Origin of the sequence: Candidatus Sulfotelmatobacter sp. (assembly GCA_036500765.1) — a bacterium.
GTDB lineage: Bacteria > Acidobacteriota > Terriglobia > Terriglobales > Acidobacteriaceae > Sulfotelmatobacter.
The window spans coordinates 105448-123155 of sequence record DASYBM010000002.1; the positions used below are offsets into that span (position 1 = coordinate 105448).

Below are 17708 nucleotides of genomic sequence, written 5' to 3' on the forward strand. Positions count from 1 at the left end.
ATTTAAGGCACCGGCATTGGAACAATAGGCTCGACGGCGCACGATATGCGGAGCGCAACCAGTTGATCGGGTGCCGGGACCAGGAACTTCACATCGATGAAAATTGCCAGCGCCGCGAGCGCCTTCCCTAAACATTATTTTTCCCAGAAATTCCTGCTGGAAAAGCTACAGGAGTACTGGGGCGAGCAACTGAAAAGTCCGCAACTGCTGGCGCGGTTGCATCGCAACGTCACGGTGGAAGGCCGCTATCTCGCGATGCTTCCCGAGAAATATTACGAGATCACCAATTGGGGACGGGCGAATGACATCTGGATCGAGGTGGCGCAGGAGTTGGGAGAGCAGGCGCTCTGCCGCGCTCTGCACCATGCGGGGCTGGATGCAAGCGCGCTGGGCGCGCTCTTTTTTACCTCCGTCACGGGAATCTCGAGCCCCTCGATTGACGCGTTGCTCATCAATCGCATGGGGCTGCCGGCAAATATCAAGCGGGTGCCGATTTTTGGATTGGGTTGCGTGGCCGGGGCGGCGGGAATTGCCCGCGCGGCGGATTATGTGCGCGCTTATCCCTCGCAGGCGGCGGCACTGGTTTCGGTCGAACTGTGCTCCCTCACCATTCAACGCGACGATCTCTCGGTGGCGAACCTGATTTCTTCGGGACTGTTCGCCGACGGCTCGGCGGCGGTGATTGTTACGGGGGACGATCTGAAGGCGACCGGACCGGAGATTGTGGCGACGCGATCGGTTTTTTACCCCGGCACCGAAGAAATGATGGGATGGAAAGTGACTGAGAAGGGATTTCGCATCACGCTCTCGCCGGAAGTGCCGACGCTGATTCGCGAACACCTCGGGCATGACATGGACGCATTTCTTGCCGACCACGGCCACCAGCGCGCCGACATTGGAAGCTGGGTGCTGCACACGGGGGGGCCGAAGGTGCTGGAAGCGACAGCTGCAGCGCTCGATCTGCATGACGGGCAACTCGATGCTTCCTGGGATTGTCTGAAGAGAGTCGGGAACCTGTCGTCGGCGTCGGTGCTGGTGGTGCTGGAAGATGTGATGAAGAACCGGCGTCCGGAACCGGGGACGCTGGGCGTGTTGGCGGCAATGGGTCCGGGATTCTGCTCGGAGCTGGTACTTTTGCGATGGTGAGGCAGGCTGGTGCTGGAATCGACTGAAGAAAATTCGACCGATGTATTCGTGATTGGCGGCGGACCGGCGGGACTGGCCGCGGCAATCGCGGCGCGACAGCAGGGATTTCGCGTGATGGTTGCCGATGGCGCGCAGCCGCCGATCGATAAGGCATGCGGCGAAGGCCTGATGCCGGACGGATTGGCGGCACTGGAGCGACTGGGGGTCCGGTTGCCGATGAGCGACGCCTTTCCATTTCGCGGCATTCGATTTCTAAATGCGAGACTGTCGGCGGATGCGGCCTTCCCTGCCGGTGAGCGCGGTCTGGCGGTGCGCCGCACTTCCCTGCATCGCGTGATGATCGAACGTGCGGAACAGATGGGCGCCGAGTTGCTGTGGCGAACGGCGGTGACTGGAATCCCGCCGCATGGAGTTCAGCTCGGGAAGAGGATCGTGCGCGCGCGCTGGATCGTGGGAGCGGATGGGAGCAATTCGCGAGTGCGGCGCTGGGCGGGCCTTGACCGTTTTTCTGGGCCTCGACTTCGATATGCATTTCGACGGCATTATCGCGTGGCACCGTGGAGCGATCACATGGAGGTCTATTGGGGCGATCGCTGCCAGGGATACGCCACGGGTGTGGGCCCGGAGCAGGTCTGCGTGGCGCTGGCTTCGCACGATCCGAGTCTGCGCATGGAGGAGGGTCTGCGGGGGCTGCCGGAACTCGGTGCGCGGTTGCGCGGAGCTGAGACCGTTTCTGCCGAGCAAGGCGCCATCACGGGAAACCGCCGGCTGAAGCGCATCTGGAGAGGCAACGTCGCGCTGATTGGAGATGCGTCGGGGACGGTGGATGCGATTGCCGGCGAGGGGCTCGGATTGGCGTTCACTCAGGCCGTTGTGCTGACGGAATCTTTACGGAGTGGAAATTTGGCGAGCTACGAGAGTGCGCATCGCCGGCTGGCATTGCGGCCGCGAATCATGGCGCGACTGATGCTTACGCTGGATGGGCGTCCGTGGCTCCAGCAGCGCACGCTGCGGGTATTCCAGAAGCATCCGGAGACCTTTCAGCGGTTGGTGGCGATGCATGTGGGGGCCTTGCCACCCCGGCAACTGGTCTGGGACGGGCTGACACTGGGGTGGGGGCTATTGTCGGCATAGCCATGAAGGCGACCACTGGCTTGAACGTGCGCGGGTTCATGGCTGCGCTTCTGCTCAGCGTCAGCGTGATTTCGGCAACTGGCAGTTTAGCCGCGGCGCAGGACGCCGGGTTTCAGTTTGATCCCGCTCAAAGTTCAGTCAAGTTTACCCTGGGGGATGTGCTGCACACTGTGCGGGGAAATTTTCATTTGAAACGTGGAGCATTGCAACTCGATTCGGTTTCGGGAAAAATCTCCGGCGAGATTGTAGTCGACGCCGCCAGCGGCGAGAGTGGCAGCGGCATGCGCGACCGGAAGATGCACAAAGAAGTCTTGGAGAGCGAACGCTACCCCGATATTTCCTTTCGGCCCGATAAGATTGAAGGCGCCGTCGCGAACCCGGGAAAGTCTGCGGTGAGAGTGCACGGCGTGTTCAACATTCACGGGATGGATCGCGAGATTACGGTGCCGGCTGAGGTGGAAATGTCTGGCGATCATTGGGCAGCCAACGTTCACTTCACCGTTCCGTACGAAAAGTGGGGGATGAAAAATCCCAGCACGTTGTTTTTGCGAGTCAGCGACTCCGTGGAAATCGATCTGCACGCTGCGGGAGATGTCGTGAAGCCGGGCGTCGCCAAGCCGCCGCAGTAATCGCCTCGGTCGCTATTCATCGGAATTCATCGCCTTCAATATCCGTCCTCCTTAATATTGATCATGCTTAATATTGATTATCCTTAATATCCATCCTGCGGGACGATTCCCTTGCCTTCGGTACACTCGTAGGTGCGGCCAGCAGCGAGATTCTTGTACTCTTCGGTTCGCCCGCTGGGCCAGTCGATGACGACGCGCTCAACTCGATCGCGCTTTTCGAGGCCAAAGGTCACGGGAAGTTCGGATTGCGACAAGTAGCTGGAACCGCCCTTCACCATTCGAGACTGCGTCAAACCGCCCGCAAAAACGCGCACCATCGCGCCGATGCCGTCGCGGTTGGATTTGGTTCCGGCCAAACGGAAACGGATGCTGCGATTCCCGCTCCGCTGATCGTTGCGATACAGGTAAGCCGGACCGTTATTGGTAGTAAGAAGAAGGTCGAGATCGCCGTCGCGGTCGAAGTCGGCGTAGGCCAGGCCGCGGCCGACTTTCGGCTGCTCGAAGCCTCCGCCAACTTGCGCCGCAACCTCGCGAAAGGTTCCTTTACCGCTGTTGAGAAAAAGCTGGGGCGGTTGCGCGTAGCCGACGTTGCCGCGAATGTTGCGCACGGTGTCGTCGATGTGGCCATTGGCCACGGCGAAGTCGAGCCAGCCGTCGAGATTGACGTCGAGAAATGCGCAGCCGAAACCGAGACTGTTTCTGGAAGCCATGCCTACTCCGGATTGCGGGGCGATGTCTTCGAAAGCCTTGCCGCTCGAACGATAGAGACCGATCATTTCATTGTCGAAGTTGGTGATGGCGACGCCCGGTGCGCCGGAATTATCGAAATCGGCCACGTCGACACCCATGCCCGCGCGGGCTTTGCCTTCGCTGCTGAAGGCGAGTCCGGCCTCGACCGCGGAATCTTTGAAAGTGCCGTTGTGCTGGTTGCGATACAGCTTGTTGGGCTGCGTATCGTTGGCCACGAGCAGATCGGGCCAGCCGTCGTTCCTGTCTTCAAACAGCGCGACTCCGAGCGATTTCGAACTGCTGTCGAAAATTCCGCTGGCCGCGGTGACATCTTCAAAGGTTCCGTCGCCGCGATTGTGAAAAAGCCAGCAAGTCGCGCCGCGATAGGCTTCGGGGGTGCAATACGATTTATGTTTGCCGTCGAGGCTGCAAAATACGTCGTGCTGGGGCGACCATTTCACGTAGTTGCAAACGAAGAGGTCGAGCAGGCCGTCGCGGTCGTAGTCGAACCATAATGCGGATGTGCTGAATCCCTCACGTTTCCCGAGGCCGCAGGTTGCCGTCACGTCCACGAACTTGCCTTTGCCGGTGTTGCGAAACAGGCGATTTTGTCCGACGCAGGTAATCAGTATGTCGGGAAAACCGTCATTGTTGTAATCGCCCACGGCCACGCCCATACCATACATTTCGATGTCGAGTCCGGCACGGGTTGTGACGTCGGTGAACGTGCCGTTGCCGTTGTTGCGATAGAGGCGCAAGGTGGAACGTTGTTTCTTGTGCCCTGGCCAATCGGCGCCATTGATCAGGAGAATGTCCTGCCATCCGTCATGATCGTAATCGAGAAAGGCGCAGCCGGAGCCGAGAGTTTCGGGCAGAAACTTTCCGCCGAAGGCTCCGCTGTTGTGCTGGAAATGAATTCCCGCCTGGATGGTCACGTCGCTGAAACGAAAGCCGGCGACCGGGGCTTCCGCCTGCGCTTGCGGCGTTATAGCCTGCAACCAAGGCAACTGCGATGACGAGGTCAGCCCGGCCGCGCCCGCCATGATCGCCATTCTTGCCAGAAATGCCCGACGATTCACGGAAGATGTCACCGAACGTTCACCAGCCCGGCGCGAATCGCGTATACGACCAACTCCGCAGTTTTATGGATTCCCAGCGAGTTCATAATGTTCGCGCGATGAACCGCGATGGTGTTGGCGCTGAGATCGAGCGCGGTCGCAATTTCTTTGTTGGACTTGCCGTCGACGATCATCTGCAAGACTTCCAGTTCGCGCTGCGTCAGGGCCGCGCTGCGCTCGCCTCTGAGCGTTTCTCGCTGCTCAACCTGAGGATCGAATACTGTTTCTCCGGCGGCAACCTTGCGGATTGCCGCGCCCAGTTCGAGGTCCATGGCGTTTTTCAGAATGTAGCCTTTGGCGCCGGCTTCAACGGCCTGTCGCACCCACGTGCTTTCGCTATGCATGCTGAGCATGAGAACGGCGGTGGCGGGTGAATCCTGGATGATCTGGCGCGTCGCGTCCAGGCCGTTCATGCCGGGCAGCGCGCAATCCATTACGACGACGCGAGGACGAAGTTGTTTCGCCAGTTGAACGGAATCTTCGCCATTGCCGGCTTCGCCGACGACTTCCATGTCGGCCTCATCTTCGAGCATGCGGCGGAAACCGCGCCGCACCAGGCTGTGATCATCCACCAGCAACACTGTGATCTTCTTTTCCATAAGACTCCGCTTTTTCCCTGGGGACGGCGAGATGCACGCGGGTTCCGCCTTCGGCGGGGCGCGAAAAAATAATTTGTCCGCCCATCAGTTCGGAACGCTCGCGCATCGCGACCAGCCCGATGCCGTGTTTCCCTGGCCGCTCGGCAAATCCGACGCCATGATCTTCGACTTCCAGTTCCAGCGCATCCGGCAAGAAACGCAGGCGCACCCACGCGGTTTTAGCGCCGGAGTGCCGCGCCACATTATTCAAAGCTTCCTGCACGACACGGTAAACGTGCACGCCAGCCGCCCCATCCACGGGGAACGCCGCGCCCTGCTTGTCATAGGATATGGCAATTCCGGTTTGTCGTTCCACAGTGGGGATATACCAATCGAGCGTACTCTCCAGGCCGGCTTCATCGAGCATTACCGGATGCAGGGCCTGCGAGAGGCTGCGAACACTGTCAAGCGTGGTCTGCACAATCTGGAGCACCTCTTTCAAATCCGCTCGCAGCGGCGATCCTTCGGGCGCGTGAGTTCCGGCGCGGCGGAGCATGGAGCCCACCGCGGTAAGGATCTGACCGAACTCATCATGGAGTTCGCGTGAAATATAGCGCAGCGTGGATTCCTGTGTGGCGATCAGCTTCTGCGCCAGTTCGCTGCGCCGCTCCGAAACCTCGGCCAGACGCGCGAACAGCCGCCGGTTCCGGCGGATCACGGAAAGGCCGCTCAGCAGGACGGCCAGGAGGGTTGCCGCAAGAAAAACATAGACCTGCTTCTGCACGCGATCGTAGATCTGCACGATGCGTTGTCCGGCCTGCTCTTCGTTTTCGCTGTTCTGCACCAGCAATCGGGCCACGGCCGTGCTCAGCGCGGCTTGCCGTTCCTGCAATGAGAGCTGGGTTTGCTCGCGCGCATCCTTGTCTTTGCCGGCGCGGGCAAGCTCGAACACGCGATCGACGGCATCCCAGAACTGGTTAAAATTTGCGGTCAGAAAGGCGCTCTGCTCGGGAGTGCGGCTGGTGGCGGCGAAGCCCGCTTCCAGGCGCATCGCATCGTCGAGATCGGTTCGAATTCGCCGGAACTGCGCCGACCATGCCGTCAAAGGATAATTTTCGTCTCCGCTCACCATGTCCCGCATGGCGACGGCGAGCACATTGAGGTCGTTCTGAATTCTGAGCAATTGCAGGGAATCCTTGCGGTTGCGGTCAACCAATCCAGTCTGCAGACTGCGCAGGCCATTCACCTGCCAGGTGATGTAGGCGGAGTAGGCCACAACCGCCGACAGCGTAATCAGCAGTCCGAGCAATAAGCCCAGGGTCGGGGAACGGTCCGGCGATCGGTTCGATGATCGTTCCGGGGATGACGGGCGGGACACGCCCCGAGCATACAACGTTGACTGGCCGCCTGTCACAGTCGGCACGGGCACGCAGGATGTGTGACAATGCGGTATTAATGAAGCGAATCCGGGCCTAAGTGAGTCAAAGAATAGATTGAGTTCTCCATCCAAAGATGGCGTGAAGCCCCCAAAGATCCAACGACTGAAGGCCATTTGGCCGGAAGTCTGGAAATTGATGCGCCCCCGCCGCGGGTTGCTGGCGCTGGGTTTTGTGCTGATGGTCATCAACAAAATCGCGGGCTTCGTGCTGCCGTATTCCTCGAAATTTCTGATCGATAACGTCGTTGGCAAACATCAGACGGGACTGCTGCGGCCTCTGGTTTTTTCCGTTTTGCTGGCTACGGTGGTACAGGGAATAACTTCGTTTTCGCTGACCCAGTTGCTGTCAAAAGCGGCGCAGCGGCTGATCGCCGATCTGCGCGAAGAGGTGCAATCGCACATCTCCCGTTTGCCTGTAGCCTTTTACGATACCAATAAGACCGGCGCGCTGGTCTCGCGCATCATGAGCGATGTGGAGGGGGTGCGCAATCTGCTGGGAACCGGGCTGGTGGATTTTGCCGGAGGCCTGGTCGCCGCGAGCATCGCACTGGTGCTGCTGCTTCGAATCAGCGCGCCCCTCACGCTGATTGCGGTGGGATCACTTGGTTGTTTTGCTTTTGCCTTGAACCGGGCGTTCTCGGTGATTCGCCCGATTTTTCGCGAGCGCGGCAAGATTAACGCGGAGGTGACCGGGCGACTGACGGAGTCTCTGGGCGGCGTGCGAGTGGTCAAGGGCTATCACGCGGAAGAGCGCGAAGAAAAGATTTTCGCGGCTGGCGTGCGACGACTGCTCGATAACGTCATGCGCACGCTGACGGCGACGTCGCTGATGGGACTTTCCGCCAGCGTGCTGCTGGGCGTGGTGGGCGCGGCCACGATGTTCATTGGCGGCCGACAGATGGTGGCGCACACTCTAAGTCCCGGAAGTTATTTTTCCTACAATTTCCTGCTGGTTTTTCTGGTTGCCCCAGTCATGCAGGTAGTGCAAATCGGCACGCAACTGACCGAGGCGATTGCCGGCTTGGAGCGGACGCAGGAAATCATGCGCGAACACCAGGAGGATCGGGACCCGAAACGTTCCGTGCAACTGCGCGACATCGTCGGCACGGTCGAGTTTCAAAACGTGACGTTCAGCTACGACGGAGTCCACGACGTTCTGCGGAATATTTCGTTCCGCTCGGAGCCGGGAACGGTGACGGCGCTTGTGGGGTCTTCGGGATCTGGAAAGTCGACGACGATCGGACTAATCTCGGCATTTTACGTGCCCTCGAAGGGCGCGGTACGCGTCGACGGCGCGGACTTGAGCGAGGTGCGGCTCGATTCTTTCCGCACGCGGCTGGGCGTAGTGCTGCAAGAATCGTTTCTGTTCGATGGAACGATCCGGCAGAACGTTGCGTTCTCGCGCCCGAACGCGACCGATGAGGAAGTGTTGCGCGCGTGCCGCATCGCGCGCGTGGACGAGTTCGCCGAGTCGTTTGCCGACAAGTACGAAACCATCGTAGGGGAGCGCGGCGTTAAACTCTCGGGCGGGCAGCGGCAACGAATTTCGATTGCCCGCGCGATTCTGGCGGAGCCGCGCATCCTGATTCTGGATGAGGCAACTTCCAGCCTCGACTCGGAATCGGAACAGATGATTCAGCAGGGGCTCTCCTATCTGATGCAGGGGCGGACGACGTTCGTGATCGCGCACCGGCTTTCGACGATTCGCCGGGCCGACCAAATCATGGTGATGGAACAGGGGCAGATTGTGGAGCGCGGGACGCACGCGCAACTCTATGCCGCACGCGGGCGCTACTACGACCTGTATACGCGGCAACACGGGGTGGAAGAAAATCTATTTCTCGCTCCGGGCGAGGGCGATGCCGTCACGGTGACTGGGAACGGCAAGGACTCGAAAAACGGTGACGTAAGAGCAGCGGATGCTTTGCGCGTGCTGCGGGGAGAGATGCGCTAGCGACTTAGCGAAATTATGACGAGTGCTCCTGTAATTGCGGAGGCGCGTGGAACCATCGCGATCCGCAGTGAAAACCTTTGCCGCCATTACCGCATGGGCGAAGCTGTGATTCGCGCTGTCGATGGCGTCTCGCTTGAAGTTCGCGCCGGAGAGTTCGTTGCGCTGCTCGGCAGCTCCGGCTCGGGGAAGTCTTCTGTATTGAATTTGATCGCCGGGCTGGATCGACCGACCTCGGGCAGCGTAGTCGTGCAGGATCGCAACTTGGCCAAGCTCTCGCGCGAGGAACTGGCCAAGTATCGATTGCATGTCGTGGGAATGGTGTTTCAGTCGTTCAATCTGATCGCCAGCATGACGCTCGCGGAGAACGTGGAACTTCCTTTGCGCTTTGCCGAGATCGATCGCAGCAATCGTGCCGCGTTGGCGCGCGAAGCTTTGGAGCGGGTTGGATTGCGGGCGCGCATGGATCATCGTCCCAGCGAACTTTCGGGCGGGGAGCAGCAGCGGGCGGCGCTGGCCCGCGCGCTCATCAACCGGCCGAAGTTGCTATTGGCTGATGAGCCAACCGGAAATCTCGACAGCCACACGGGAACCGGGATCATGAATATGATTCGCGACTTCAATCGGGAGTTAGGAATGACTGTGGTGATGGTCACGCACGAGCGGGCGCTGGCAGAGCGTTACGCGCAACGCATGATCTTTCTGGCGGACGGAAAACTGGTCGATGATCGTATGAACGGCGATCGGACTAATGACGACCGGCCAAATACGAGGGATCTGCCGGGAGGTCTGTCGTGAAACTTCCCGATCTGGCAGAACTCGCCTTGCGGAATCTGCGCGAGTCGCTGTTGCGAAACTCGCTGACCACAGTCGGAATCTCGGTGGGCGTGGCCTCGCTGGTGGCGATGCTCTCGCTGGGAATCGGGCTGCAACAGTTGTTTTCGCGGCGGCTGGCGAAATCGGGCTTATTTGATACTGTTCTGGTCACATCTCACCGCGATTTGCGCGGGATGGGGCGCGAAGATGAACGCAATGCGCCGGCGCCGGGCGAAAGCCGCGTGCTGGACGAACCTGCGCGGCAGGAAATCGAGCGACTGCCAAATGTCGTCGAGGCGTATCCGGATATTCGTTTCATCACCGAACTGCGATTCGACGACAAGCCTCATCTGACCATGATCTCAGCCCTGCCCGACTCGGCAAAATCCAATGATGCGTTCGATGGCATGCAGGGCAGCTTTTTCTCTTCGGACACCGCTCCAGAAGTGATCCTGCAAAAATCGTTCGCCGAGGAGTTACTGGGAAAGACTCCGGCGCGCGGAGCGGATGAGCCGAATGTCGCCGAGCTGGCGAAGCCTTTGCTCGGCAAAGAATTGATCATGCGGTACGCGCAGCGCGATGCCAGCCCCGCAGCGGCTCCCGCGCCCAGCACCGATACGGCAAAGTTCGCCGACAGCAGTCTGGCGGCAGCCGCATATTCCGTGGTTTCGCGAGAGCAGAAACTTAAAATTGTCGGCGTCGCCGATCTCGATCTGGAAAGCATGCGCGGTCCGACGCGAGCGAAAGTGTTCCTGCCGTTAATGCTGGCGGAAAGTCTCCACGTGATGCAGCCCACCGATCTGCGTGAAATTTCTCAGGCGGCCAGCGGCCAGCCGGTTTATTCCTCAATCAGCGTGCGCGTGAAAGATCCGGCGAAAGTGCAAATGGTCGAAGACGCGGTCAAGAAAAAGGGGTTCGGCACGTTCTCGATTCTCGACGCCAGCCGCGGCCTGCAACAAGTGTTCAAAATCTTATACGCATTCCTGGGAATTTTCGGGAGCTTAGCATTGATCGTGTCGTCGATTGGAATTGTAAATACGCTGGTGATGGCGATTCTGGAACGGCGCCGAGAAATCGGCATCATGAAGGCCATCGGCGCCAGCGACGTCGACATCATGAAGCTTTTCTTCGCGGAAGCCGGCGGCATGGGAATTCTCGGCGGGATGGTGGGCGTGGCGCTCGGGTGGACGATCGGCCAGTTGATCAACTTCGGCACCAATATCTATCTCAAGAGCCAGTCGTTTCCGCCTGAACATTTCTGGGCGGTACCATGGTGGCTGGTAGTGGGAGCCATTGTATTTTCGTTCGCCGTCAGCATGGTTTCGGGCTTATACCCCGCGGGACGAGCCGCCCGGCTTGATCCTGTGCAGGCGCTGCGCTACGAGTAAACTGATTTGCATGATCGGGGCCGCAATCCTGCGCCGCACCTCCGGTGTCGTTTGTTTGTTCGTATTGATCGTTGGCAGTTTGGCCACCGCGCAGAGCCGCATCGACTGCAACGCGATGAAGAGCCGTATCCTGCAGCAGGTGGTTCATTACTGCGTCTATTTGCCGCCAGGCTACGATGCGGGCGGGACGCAGCATGCTCCTGCGCGATATCCTGTGCTCTATTTTCTGCATGGCCTCGGCGACAACGAACGAACTTTGTTCAATAGCGGCGGCTGGACTCTGCTCGACGATCTGCGCAACCAGCACAAGATGGGAGATTTTCTCATCGTCGCGCCCGAGGGCCGCCGCAGCTTCTACATCAACTCCGCCGACGGCGCCGTGCGTTACAACGACTTCTTTTTGCAGGAATTTATGACCCGCATCGAGAGCGCGTACCGAATTCGGCCAGGCCGCTCCGGACGCGCGCTTGCCGGAATTTCCATGGGTGGTTATGGGGCGCTGCGGCTCGCGTTCGCGCATCCTGAATTGTTCTCCGCCGTCAGCGCACAGAGTGCCGCGCTCATTACTGAGTCGCCGCATGATCTGGACTCCGCTTCGCGAACCGGCGCGCCGCTTGCCGGCGTGCTTGCTCCAGTCTTCGGAAATCCGATTAACGTTGTCCACTGGAATGAAAACAGTCCGTTCGTGCTGGCGAAGAAAAATGCCGCCGCGCTGCGCAAGGTCGCCATCTATTTCAACTGCGGCCAGGATGACAATTACGGTTTTGAAAAAGGGGCCGCGGCACTGCACGAGGAACTGCAAAAAGAAGGGGTAAAACACGAATATCACGCCTATCCCGGCGATCACAGCCTGACCTATTTCATTTCTCACTTCGACGAAGTGATGGAGTTTCATTCGAGGGCCTTCGGCCTGCTCGATCGTTGACTGACGAATAGCACTAGTCTTTGAGTTCAGTGTCGCTGTTGTAAACTAGTGAAGCGGCTGGATCACGCACCGTACGTAAGCTTTTAGAAGCCGGAGAGTTGGCCGAGCGGTTGATGGCACCGGTCTTGAAAACCGGCATACCTTAACGGGTATCGGGGGTTCGAATCCCTCACTCTCCGCCAGAAATCTAAACCCATCGTAAATAGGGAGCATTTCTTCCGGCTACCCTGATGTCGGCATATCCGGCCACCTAATAGAAGCGGCATATTGAACCCCACCAAAACCACCCGGCATGGCGAAGATTCTGCTTCAAGCCGTGGTCGCCCGATATGGCGACTTCGATGTCGTCATCGGCTGAGTTTTCGGTCACTGTTTCAAGTAACGGAGCGCAACGCATCCTGATTCGAAAGTCTTGGACTCAACGAGTTTTAGTTGGAATTTCTCCGGCAGGCTGACGCCTTCCAACAACCTTGTTCCTTCTCCTGCAATGATAGGCCCAACGACAAAAATAAATTCATCGACCAGGCCCAGCTCTATGAGTTGTGAAGGAACACTTACACCGCCGACTAAAATATTCTTACCTTGTTCTTGTTTCAGCTTCAGTATTTCGTCGCGCAGGTCGGTACGAACGATTGTTGTGTTTGTATCTTCAGCGCTGCCTAGCGATCGCGAAAAAACAATTTTGTGCGTGGAGATAAAGGCGCGAGCAAATTCGATCGAGGCTTTTGTCTCAGAATGGTTTTTTGCGACATCAGGCCAATAGGGAACCATCAATTGATAAGTCTTACGCCCAAAGACCTGCACGTCAACCTCTCGCAAAAGGTGCGTAAAATATTCGAGGATTTCGTCATCGGCTAATTGTTTGGTGTGGTCGACGCAGCCATCCAGCGTGATGTTGATTGCGTAGATTACGTTTCTCATTGGATTATTCTGTCGCCTTTAATGTACCAAAGCTTGTGTGAGAGGCTGGGGCTTTGCGGGCGGTCTTTCGATCCCGCCCGGCCGCAGGCTCTCATCTACGAGCCAGACGACGGCAGGATGACCCTCGTCGGCGTCGAGTTCATCCTCGACTCGGCGAGTTGGCTAGCTGCCAACAATAACACTGCTCCGGCGCTCGATGGGCAGGTTGTCAACTTCGTTCCCGCGCCGAATCGGTTCGCCATCACGTCGTTCTTCGAGCTCCACGTCTGGGCCTGGCGCGACAATCCGCAAGGCTCCAGACTCTTGCGCCACCCGCCGTCACGGTTTGGGAAATCACTCCCTCGTAGCCTAAAATGCTGGCACCCTCCCATTGCATTGGGGATCCATCATTGAGAGTGAAGTATGTCGAGTGCGACTCCAGCCATCTCCGATCCTGACATTCCGTTCGCCGGAAAAACCGCCGCGCCTTGTGTGTTCGTGCTGTTCGGGGCGGCGGGCGATCTCACCAAACGCAAGCTGGTTCCCGCCCTGTTTAATCTGGTGAAAGCGAAATTGCTGCCGGACAATTTCGCCATCTTGGGCGTGTCCGTCGATGACTTGAGTGTGGATGCGTTTCGCAATCAGGTCGGCGAATTTCTTCCCAACGGCGATGGCGACGCTGAGCATCTGAAGTGGCTGCGGGAGCGGCTGTCGTACGAGCGCGGCGACTTTGGCGATCCCGCGACATTCTCTAAACTTCACGAGCGGCTGGCGGCGATCGACATCGAACGCCAGACTCAGGCCAACTATCTTTTTTATCTGGCGACGGCTCCCAAGTTTTTCGCATCGATTGTTCAGCAGTTGGGCCGGGCCGGCTTATTGAAGCAAGAAAATCAATTCTGGCGGCGGGTTGTGATCGAGAAGCCGTTCGGGCAGGATCTGGAGTCGGCGAAGGCTTTGAATCGCGATATCAAGAGCGTGTTGCAAGAAAACCAGATCTATCGCATCGACCATTATCTGGGCAAAGAGACGGTGCAGAACATCATGGTGTTTCGGTTCGATAACGCCATCTTCGAGCCGATCTGGAATCGCCGCTATATCGACCATGTGCAGATCACGAATGCCGAGACGGTTGGAGTGGAGCGCCGCGGACCGTATTTCGACAATGCGGGAACGCTGCGCGACATGGTGCCCAATCATGTGATGCAGTTGCTGAGCCTGACCGCCATGGAATCTCCGGTGTCGTTTCAAGCCGATGCGGTGCGGAATGAGCAGGCCAAAGTCTTGCATTCGCTTCTGCCGCTCGACTCCGAACTGGTGTTGCAGCGCAGCGTGCGGGGACAGTATGGCGAGGGGACGCTGGGCGAAGAAAAAGTTCCGCGTTACCGATCGGAGGCTGGAGTCGCTCCCGAGTCGCGCACCGAAACCTTCGTGGCGCTCAAGCTCAACATCGACAACTGGCGTTGGGCGGGCGTGCCTTTTTATTTGCGCACCGGAAAGCGGCTGGCCAAACGCCACACCGAGATCGCGATCCGTTTCAAGCGCACGCCGTTCGAATTATTCCGCAATGCACCCCTTCACAAACTGCATACCAACACGCTCGTGATACAGATCCAACCTGTGGAAGGAATCTCGTTGAGCTTCGGCGCGAAGATTCCCGGCCCTGTGCTGCGCGTGGGATCGGTCGACATGAGTTTCGAGTACTCGAAATATTTTGGAGCCGATGCCTACACCGGCTACGAAGTTCTGCTGTACGACTGCATGATGGGGGACGCGACTTTGTTCCAACGGGCGGACATGGTCGAAGCGGGATGGAGCGTGGTCGATCCGGTGCTGGATGTGTGGCGCGCCTTGCCTCCGCGCAAGTTTCCCAATTACGCATCCGGTAGCTGGGGCCCCGCGGAGGCCGACCAATTACTGGAACTCGACGACCGGCAATGGAGGAAGATTGAGCCATGATTCTTGCAGGCGACATCGGCGCAACTCGTACGCGGCTGGCGGCCTTCGACACCGAAGGGAGCCGGCTGCAACGCGTGGTCGAGAAAACTTACATGAGCCAGGAACACGACGGCTTGCCGGAAATCCTTACGCAGTTCGTCCGAACTGAAGGCATTCCCGTGCATAGCGCATGCTTTGGTGTGGCCGGGCCAGTGCGCTCGGGACGAAGCAAGATTTCCAATCTTCCGTGGACCATCGATTCGCGCGAACTGGCGAAACAACTCAAACTCAATTCCGTCGGACTGCTTAACGATCTGGAAGCCTACGCCTATGGAATCGATGCGCTCGACTCCAAGGATTTCGTTACGTTGAGTGAAGGCTCGGAAGACGCCGAAGGCAACCGCGCCGTCATCTCCGCCCGCACCGGCCTCGGCGTTGCCGGACTCTATTGGGACGGTTTTCGGCATCATCCCTTTGCGTGCGAGGGCGGCCACGCCGACTTCGCTCCCAGGAATGAGCTCCAGATGGAATTGCTGGCTTATCTTCTGAAAAAATATGGACGCATCAGTTGTGAGCGCATTCTTTCCGGCCCCGGGATCAGGAACATCTATGAATTCCTGCGCGATAGCAAGAGGGCAGAGGAGCCTGCCTGGCTCGGAGAACAGATCAATACTGCGCCGGACGTACCAGCGTTGATTTCGCAGATTGCTCTGGAAGGCACCGCCGCGATCTGCAATGAAGCGCTGACCATCTTCGTGAGCGCCTTTGGAGCGGAGACGGGCAACTGCGCCCTGCACTACATGACACTGGGCGGCATTTTCATCGGCGGGAGCATCGCGGCAAAGATCGTCCCTAGAATGAAAGATCCTGTGTTCATGCAGTCGTTTCTCGACAAAGGACGCCTGGAGACGGTTCTGCGCGACATGCCGGTGAAGATCATTTTGAACGACGACTGCGGACTGATCGGCGCGGCGCGCTACACGCTGGTGCAAAAGGCATTCCGCAGCCGTACGAACGAATCCTGAAATCGAGAAGACAAAATCTTTAACCACAGAGGGCACCGAGAATCACAGAGTCTTGGGATTTTCTCTGTAATCCTCGGTATCCTCTGTGGTTAAGGGTTTTGAGCTGCCTCTGCCCCGCTTCCCTATCGTGCTCTCGCCGCGTATGATTTCGCTCCAAGACACTCTACTCTCAGTCACCGAGGCCAAATGATCCGCAGGCTGAACTTCGAAAAACTAATCGCGTCCGCCGTAATCCTCTGCGCCTTTCTTACCAGCGGCATCGTCCACGCTGCCGACATGTATGAAGTAACGATCGAGCGCAATGTCGCTGCCAAGATGCGCGATGGCGTCATCCTGCGGGCGGACGTTTACCGCCCGAAAGCGGACGGCAAGTTCCCCGTGCTGTTGCAGCGAACTCCATACAACAAGAGTAATGGAGTGAACTTCGGCGTGCGGGCTGCGGCCCGCGGATTCGTTGTGATCTTTCAGGATGTGCGCGGACGCTATTCCTCGGAAGGCGAATGGTACACATTCAAACATGAATCCGACGATGGCTACGATTCAGTGGAGTGGGCCGCCGCGTTGCCGTATTCCAACGGCAAGGTCGGAATGTTTGGCGGCTCCTATGTCGGCGCAACTCAGATGCTGGCAGCGATCATGCATCCGCCGCATCTGGCAGGCATTTGTCCCGTCGTCACCGCCAGCAATTATCACGATGGATGGACGTATCAGGGCGGAGCCTTTGAGCAATGGTTCGATGAATCGTGGACGTCCGGCCTGGCTGAGGACACGCTCGATCGCGAGATGGGAAAGAATGTCAATGCGCTGCAAGGAATTTGGAAGCTGCCGCTAACGACCTATCCTTTGTTCAATGTGTCTGACCCGCCCGCGGAACTAACTGCGACCAGCGAACTCGCGCCTTACTTCCTCGACTGGCTGGCTCATCCCAGCTATGACGACTACTGGAAAAAAGTATCGATCGAGGAGCACTATGCCGACATTCAGGTTCCTGCGCTACACGTGGCGGCATGGTATGACATTTTTCAGGGTGGATCGCTGCGCAACTTTTCCGGAATCCGCGCTCACGGCGGCGATGGAGCTCGCGCGGGCCAGCGCCTGCTGGTGATCATCGGCGGCCACGCCGGTGACGGACAGAAGATCGGCGACGTCGACTTCGGACCAGCCGCGGCGCAATGGAATGAAGACGACGTCACTCTAAGCTGGTACGAGTTCCTGCTGAAAGGAATCCAGAACGATTTCGCGAAGCAGAAGCCGGTCAGGATTTTCGTGATGGGGCGAAACGAATGGCGCGAAGAGGACGATTGGCCACTGGCGCGGGCTCAGAGCGTGAAGTACTATTTGCATTCGGCGGGAGCCGCGAATTCGCTGCGTGGGAACGGCGGTTTATCCACAACGGTGCCGCGCGCGGAAGCGCCCGATCATTACCTCTACGATCCTTCGAATCCCGCGCCGACCGTCGGAGGGCCTTTGTGCTGCGATAGCTGGCACCTTCCGCCCGGACCCCGCGATCAGCGAGCAGTAGAAAATCGGGACGACGTTTTGATCTATTCCACTCCTGCGTTCACGCAGGACACCGAAGTGACCGGCCCCGTCAGCCTGGAACTGTTCGCCAAGTCCTCGGCGGTGGACACCGACTTTACCGCCAAACTGGTCGACGTTGCGCCCGACGGTTTTGCTCAGAATCTTACCGAGGGGATTTTGCGGGCACGCTATCGCGACTCGCAAGCGAAGCCGTCGCTGATGAATCCCGGGCAGATTTACAAATTCATGATTGATCTTTGGTCGACGAGCAATCTGTTTCTCAAAGGGCACGTGTTGCGGCTGGAGGTTTCCAGCAGCAACTTTCCGCGCTTCGACCGAAATCTGAATACCGGGGAGGCGGCGGGTGCGGCGCGGAACTATGTGTCCACCACCAACACCATCTATCACGATGTCGAGCATCCTTCAGCTCTGATTCTGCCGATGGTGGGAGCGCACTAGATAGAAGCGCGCA

Annotated in this window: 14 protein-coding genes and 1 tRNA gene; 11 read left to right on the top strand and 4 right to left on the bottom strand. The window is 58.4% G+C overall.

Annotation, left to right across the window (positions count from 1 at the left end; all coding sequences use genetic code 11):
- Nucleotides 1–96: 96 nt before the first annotated feature.
- From VGM18_01690 to VGM18_01700, 3 genes are read left to right on the top strand one after another with little or no spacing between them, the layout of a single operon-like run.
- Entirely contained in the window at nucleotides 97–1146 is a 1050-nt protein-coding gene (locus VGM18_01690) for a 3-oxoacyl-[acyl-carrier-protein] synthase III C-terminal domain-containing protein (GenBank protein HEY3971682.1), read from the top strand.
- Between the two features lie 9 nt (nucleotides 1147–1155).
- On the top strand, nucleotides 1156–2280 hold the full coding sequence (locus tag VGM18_01695) for an FAD-dependent monooxygenase (GenBank protein HEY3971683.1): 1125 nt from the start codon (nucleotides 1156–1158) through the stop codon (nucleotides 2278–2280).
- 2 nt (nucleotides 2281–2282) lie between these two features.
- Entirely contained in the window at nucleotides 2283–2909 is a 627-nt protein-coding gene (locus VGM18_01700) for a YceI family protein (GenBank protein HEY3971684.1), read from the top strand.
- A gap of 83 nt (nucleotides 2910–2992) precedes the next feature.
- On the opposite strand, the gene VGM18_01705 is transcribed toward VGM18_01700, so the two are convergent.
- The 3 genes from VGM18_01705 to VGM18_01715 are packed head-to-tail and all read right to left on the bottom strand — an operon-like array spanning nucleotide 2993 to nucleotide 6643.
- Entirely contained in the window at nucleotides 2993–4717 is a 1725-nt protein-coding gene (locus tag VGM18_01705) for a CRTAC1 family protein (GenBank protein ID HEY3971685.1), read from the bottom strand.
- A gap of 8 nt (nucleotides 4718–4725) precedes the next feature.
- Entirely contained in the window at nucleotides 4726–5355 is a 630-nt protein-coding gene (locus tag VGM18_01710) for a response regulator transcription factor (protein ID HEY3971686.1), read from the bottom strand.
- Entirely contained in the window at nucleotides 5321–6643 is a 1323-nt protein-coding gene (locus VGM18_01715) for an ATP-binding protein (protein HEY3971687.1), read from the bottom strand. The genes VGM18_01710 and VGM18_01715 overlap by 35 nt, the downstream gene beginning before the upstream one ends.
- A 184-nt stretch (nucleotides 6644–6827) precedes the next feature.
- Between VGM18_01715 and VGM18_01720 the strand changes: the two genes are divergently transcribed.
- The 5 genes from VGM18_01720 to VGM18_01740 all read left to right on the top strand — a co-directional run bounded on the left by VGM18_01720 (nucleotide 6828) and on the right by VGM18_01740 (nucleotide 12034).
- On the top strand, nucleotides 6828–8726 hold the full coding sequence (locus VGM18_01720) for an ABC transporter ATP-binding protein (GenBank protein HEY3971688.1): 1899 nt from the start codon (nucleotides 6828–6830) through the stop codon (nucleotides 8724–8726).
- 15 nt (nucleotides 8727–8741) lie between these two features.
- Nucleotides 8742–9521: an ABC transporter ATP-binding protein gene (locus tag VGM18_01725; GenBank protein HEY3971689.1), complete on the top strand. Its 780-nt coding sequence runs from the start codon at nucleotides 8742–8744 to the stop codon at nucleotides 9519–9521.
- Nucleotides 9518–10927, top strand: a complete 1410-nt coding sequence (locus tag VGM18_01730) for an FtsX-like permease family protein (GenBank protein ID HEY3971690.1) — start codon at nucleotides 9518–9520, stop codon at nucleotides 10925–10927. The genes VGM18_01725 and VGM18_01730 overlap by 4 nt, the downstream gene beginning before the upstream one ends.
- A gap of 10 nt (nucleotides 10928–10937) precedes the next feature.
- Nucleotides 10938–11852: an alpha/beta hydrolase family protein gene (locus VGM18_01735; protein ID HEY3971691.1), complete on the top strand. Its 915-nt coding sequence runs from the start codon at nucleotides 10938–10940 to the stop codon at nucleotides 11850–11852.
- 92 nt (nucleotides 11853–11944) lie between these two features.
- Nucleotides 11945–12034 (top strand) — tRNA-Ser (locus VGM18_01740).
- A 184-nt stretch (nucleotides 12035–12218) separates the two neighbouring features.
- Here the strand turns inward: VGM18_01740 and VGM18_01745 are convergent.
- Nucleotides 12219–12773 carry a dihydrofolate reductase family protein gene (locus VGM18_01745; protein HEY3971692.1) on the bottom strand — a complete coding sequence of 185 codons (555 nt, stop codon included), beginning with the start codon at nucleotides 12771–12773 and terminating at the stop codon, nucleotides 12219–12221.
- 402 nt (nucleotides 12774–13175) lie between these two features.
- Between VGM18_01745 and zwf the strand changes: the two genes are divergently transcribed.
- The 3 genes from zwf to VGM18_01760 all read left to right on the top strand — a co-directional run bounded on the left by zwf (nucleotide 13176) and on the right by VGM18_01760 (nucleotide 17695).
- Nucleotides 13176–14711, top strand: a complete 1536-nt coding sequence (gene zwf, locus VGM18_01750) for a glucose-6-phosphate dehydrogenase (protein ID HEY3971693.1) — start codon at nucleotides 13176–13178, stop codon at nucleotides 14709–14711.
- On the top strand, nucleotides 14708–15715 hold the full coding sequence (gene glk / locus VGM18_01755; GenBank protein HEY3971694.1) for a glucokinase: 1008 nt from the start codon (nucleotides 14708–14710) through the stop codon (nucleotides 15713–15715). Before zwf ends, glk begins: the two co-directional genes overlap by 4 nt.
- A 186-nt stretch (nucleotides 15716–15901) precedes the next feature.
- Nucleotides 15902–17695 (top strand): CocE/NonD family hydrolase, encoded by a 1794-nt coding sequence (locus VGM18_01760; GenBank protein ID HEY3971695.1) that lies wholly within the window; start codon nucleotides 15902–15904, stop codon nucleotides 17693–17695.
- The last annotated feature ends 13 nt before the right edge of the window (nucleotides 17696–17708 follow it).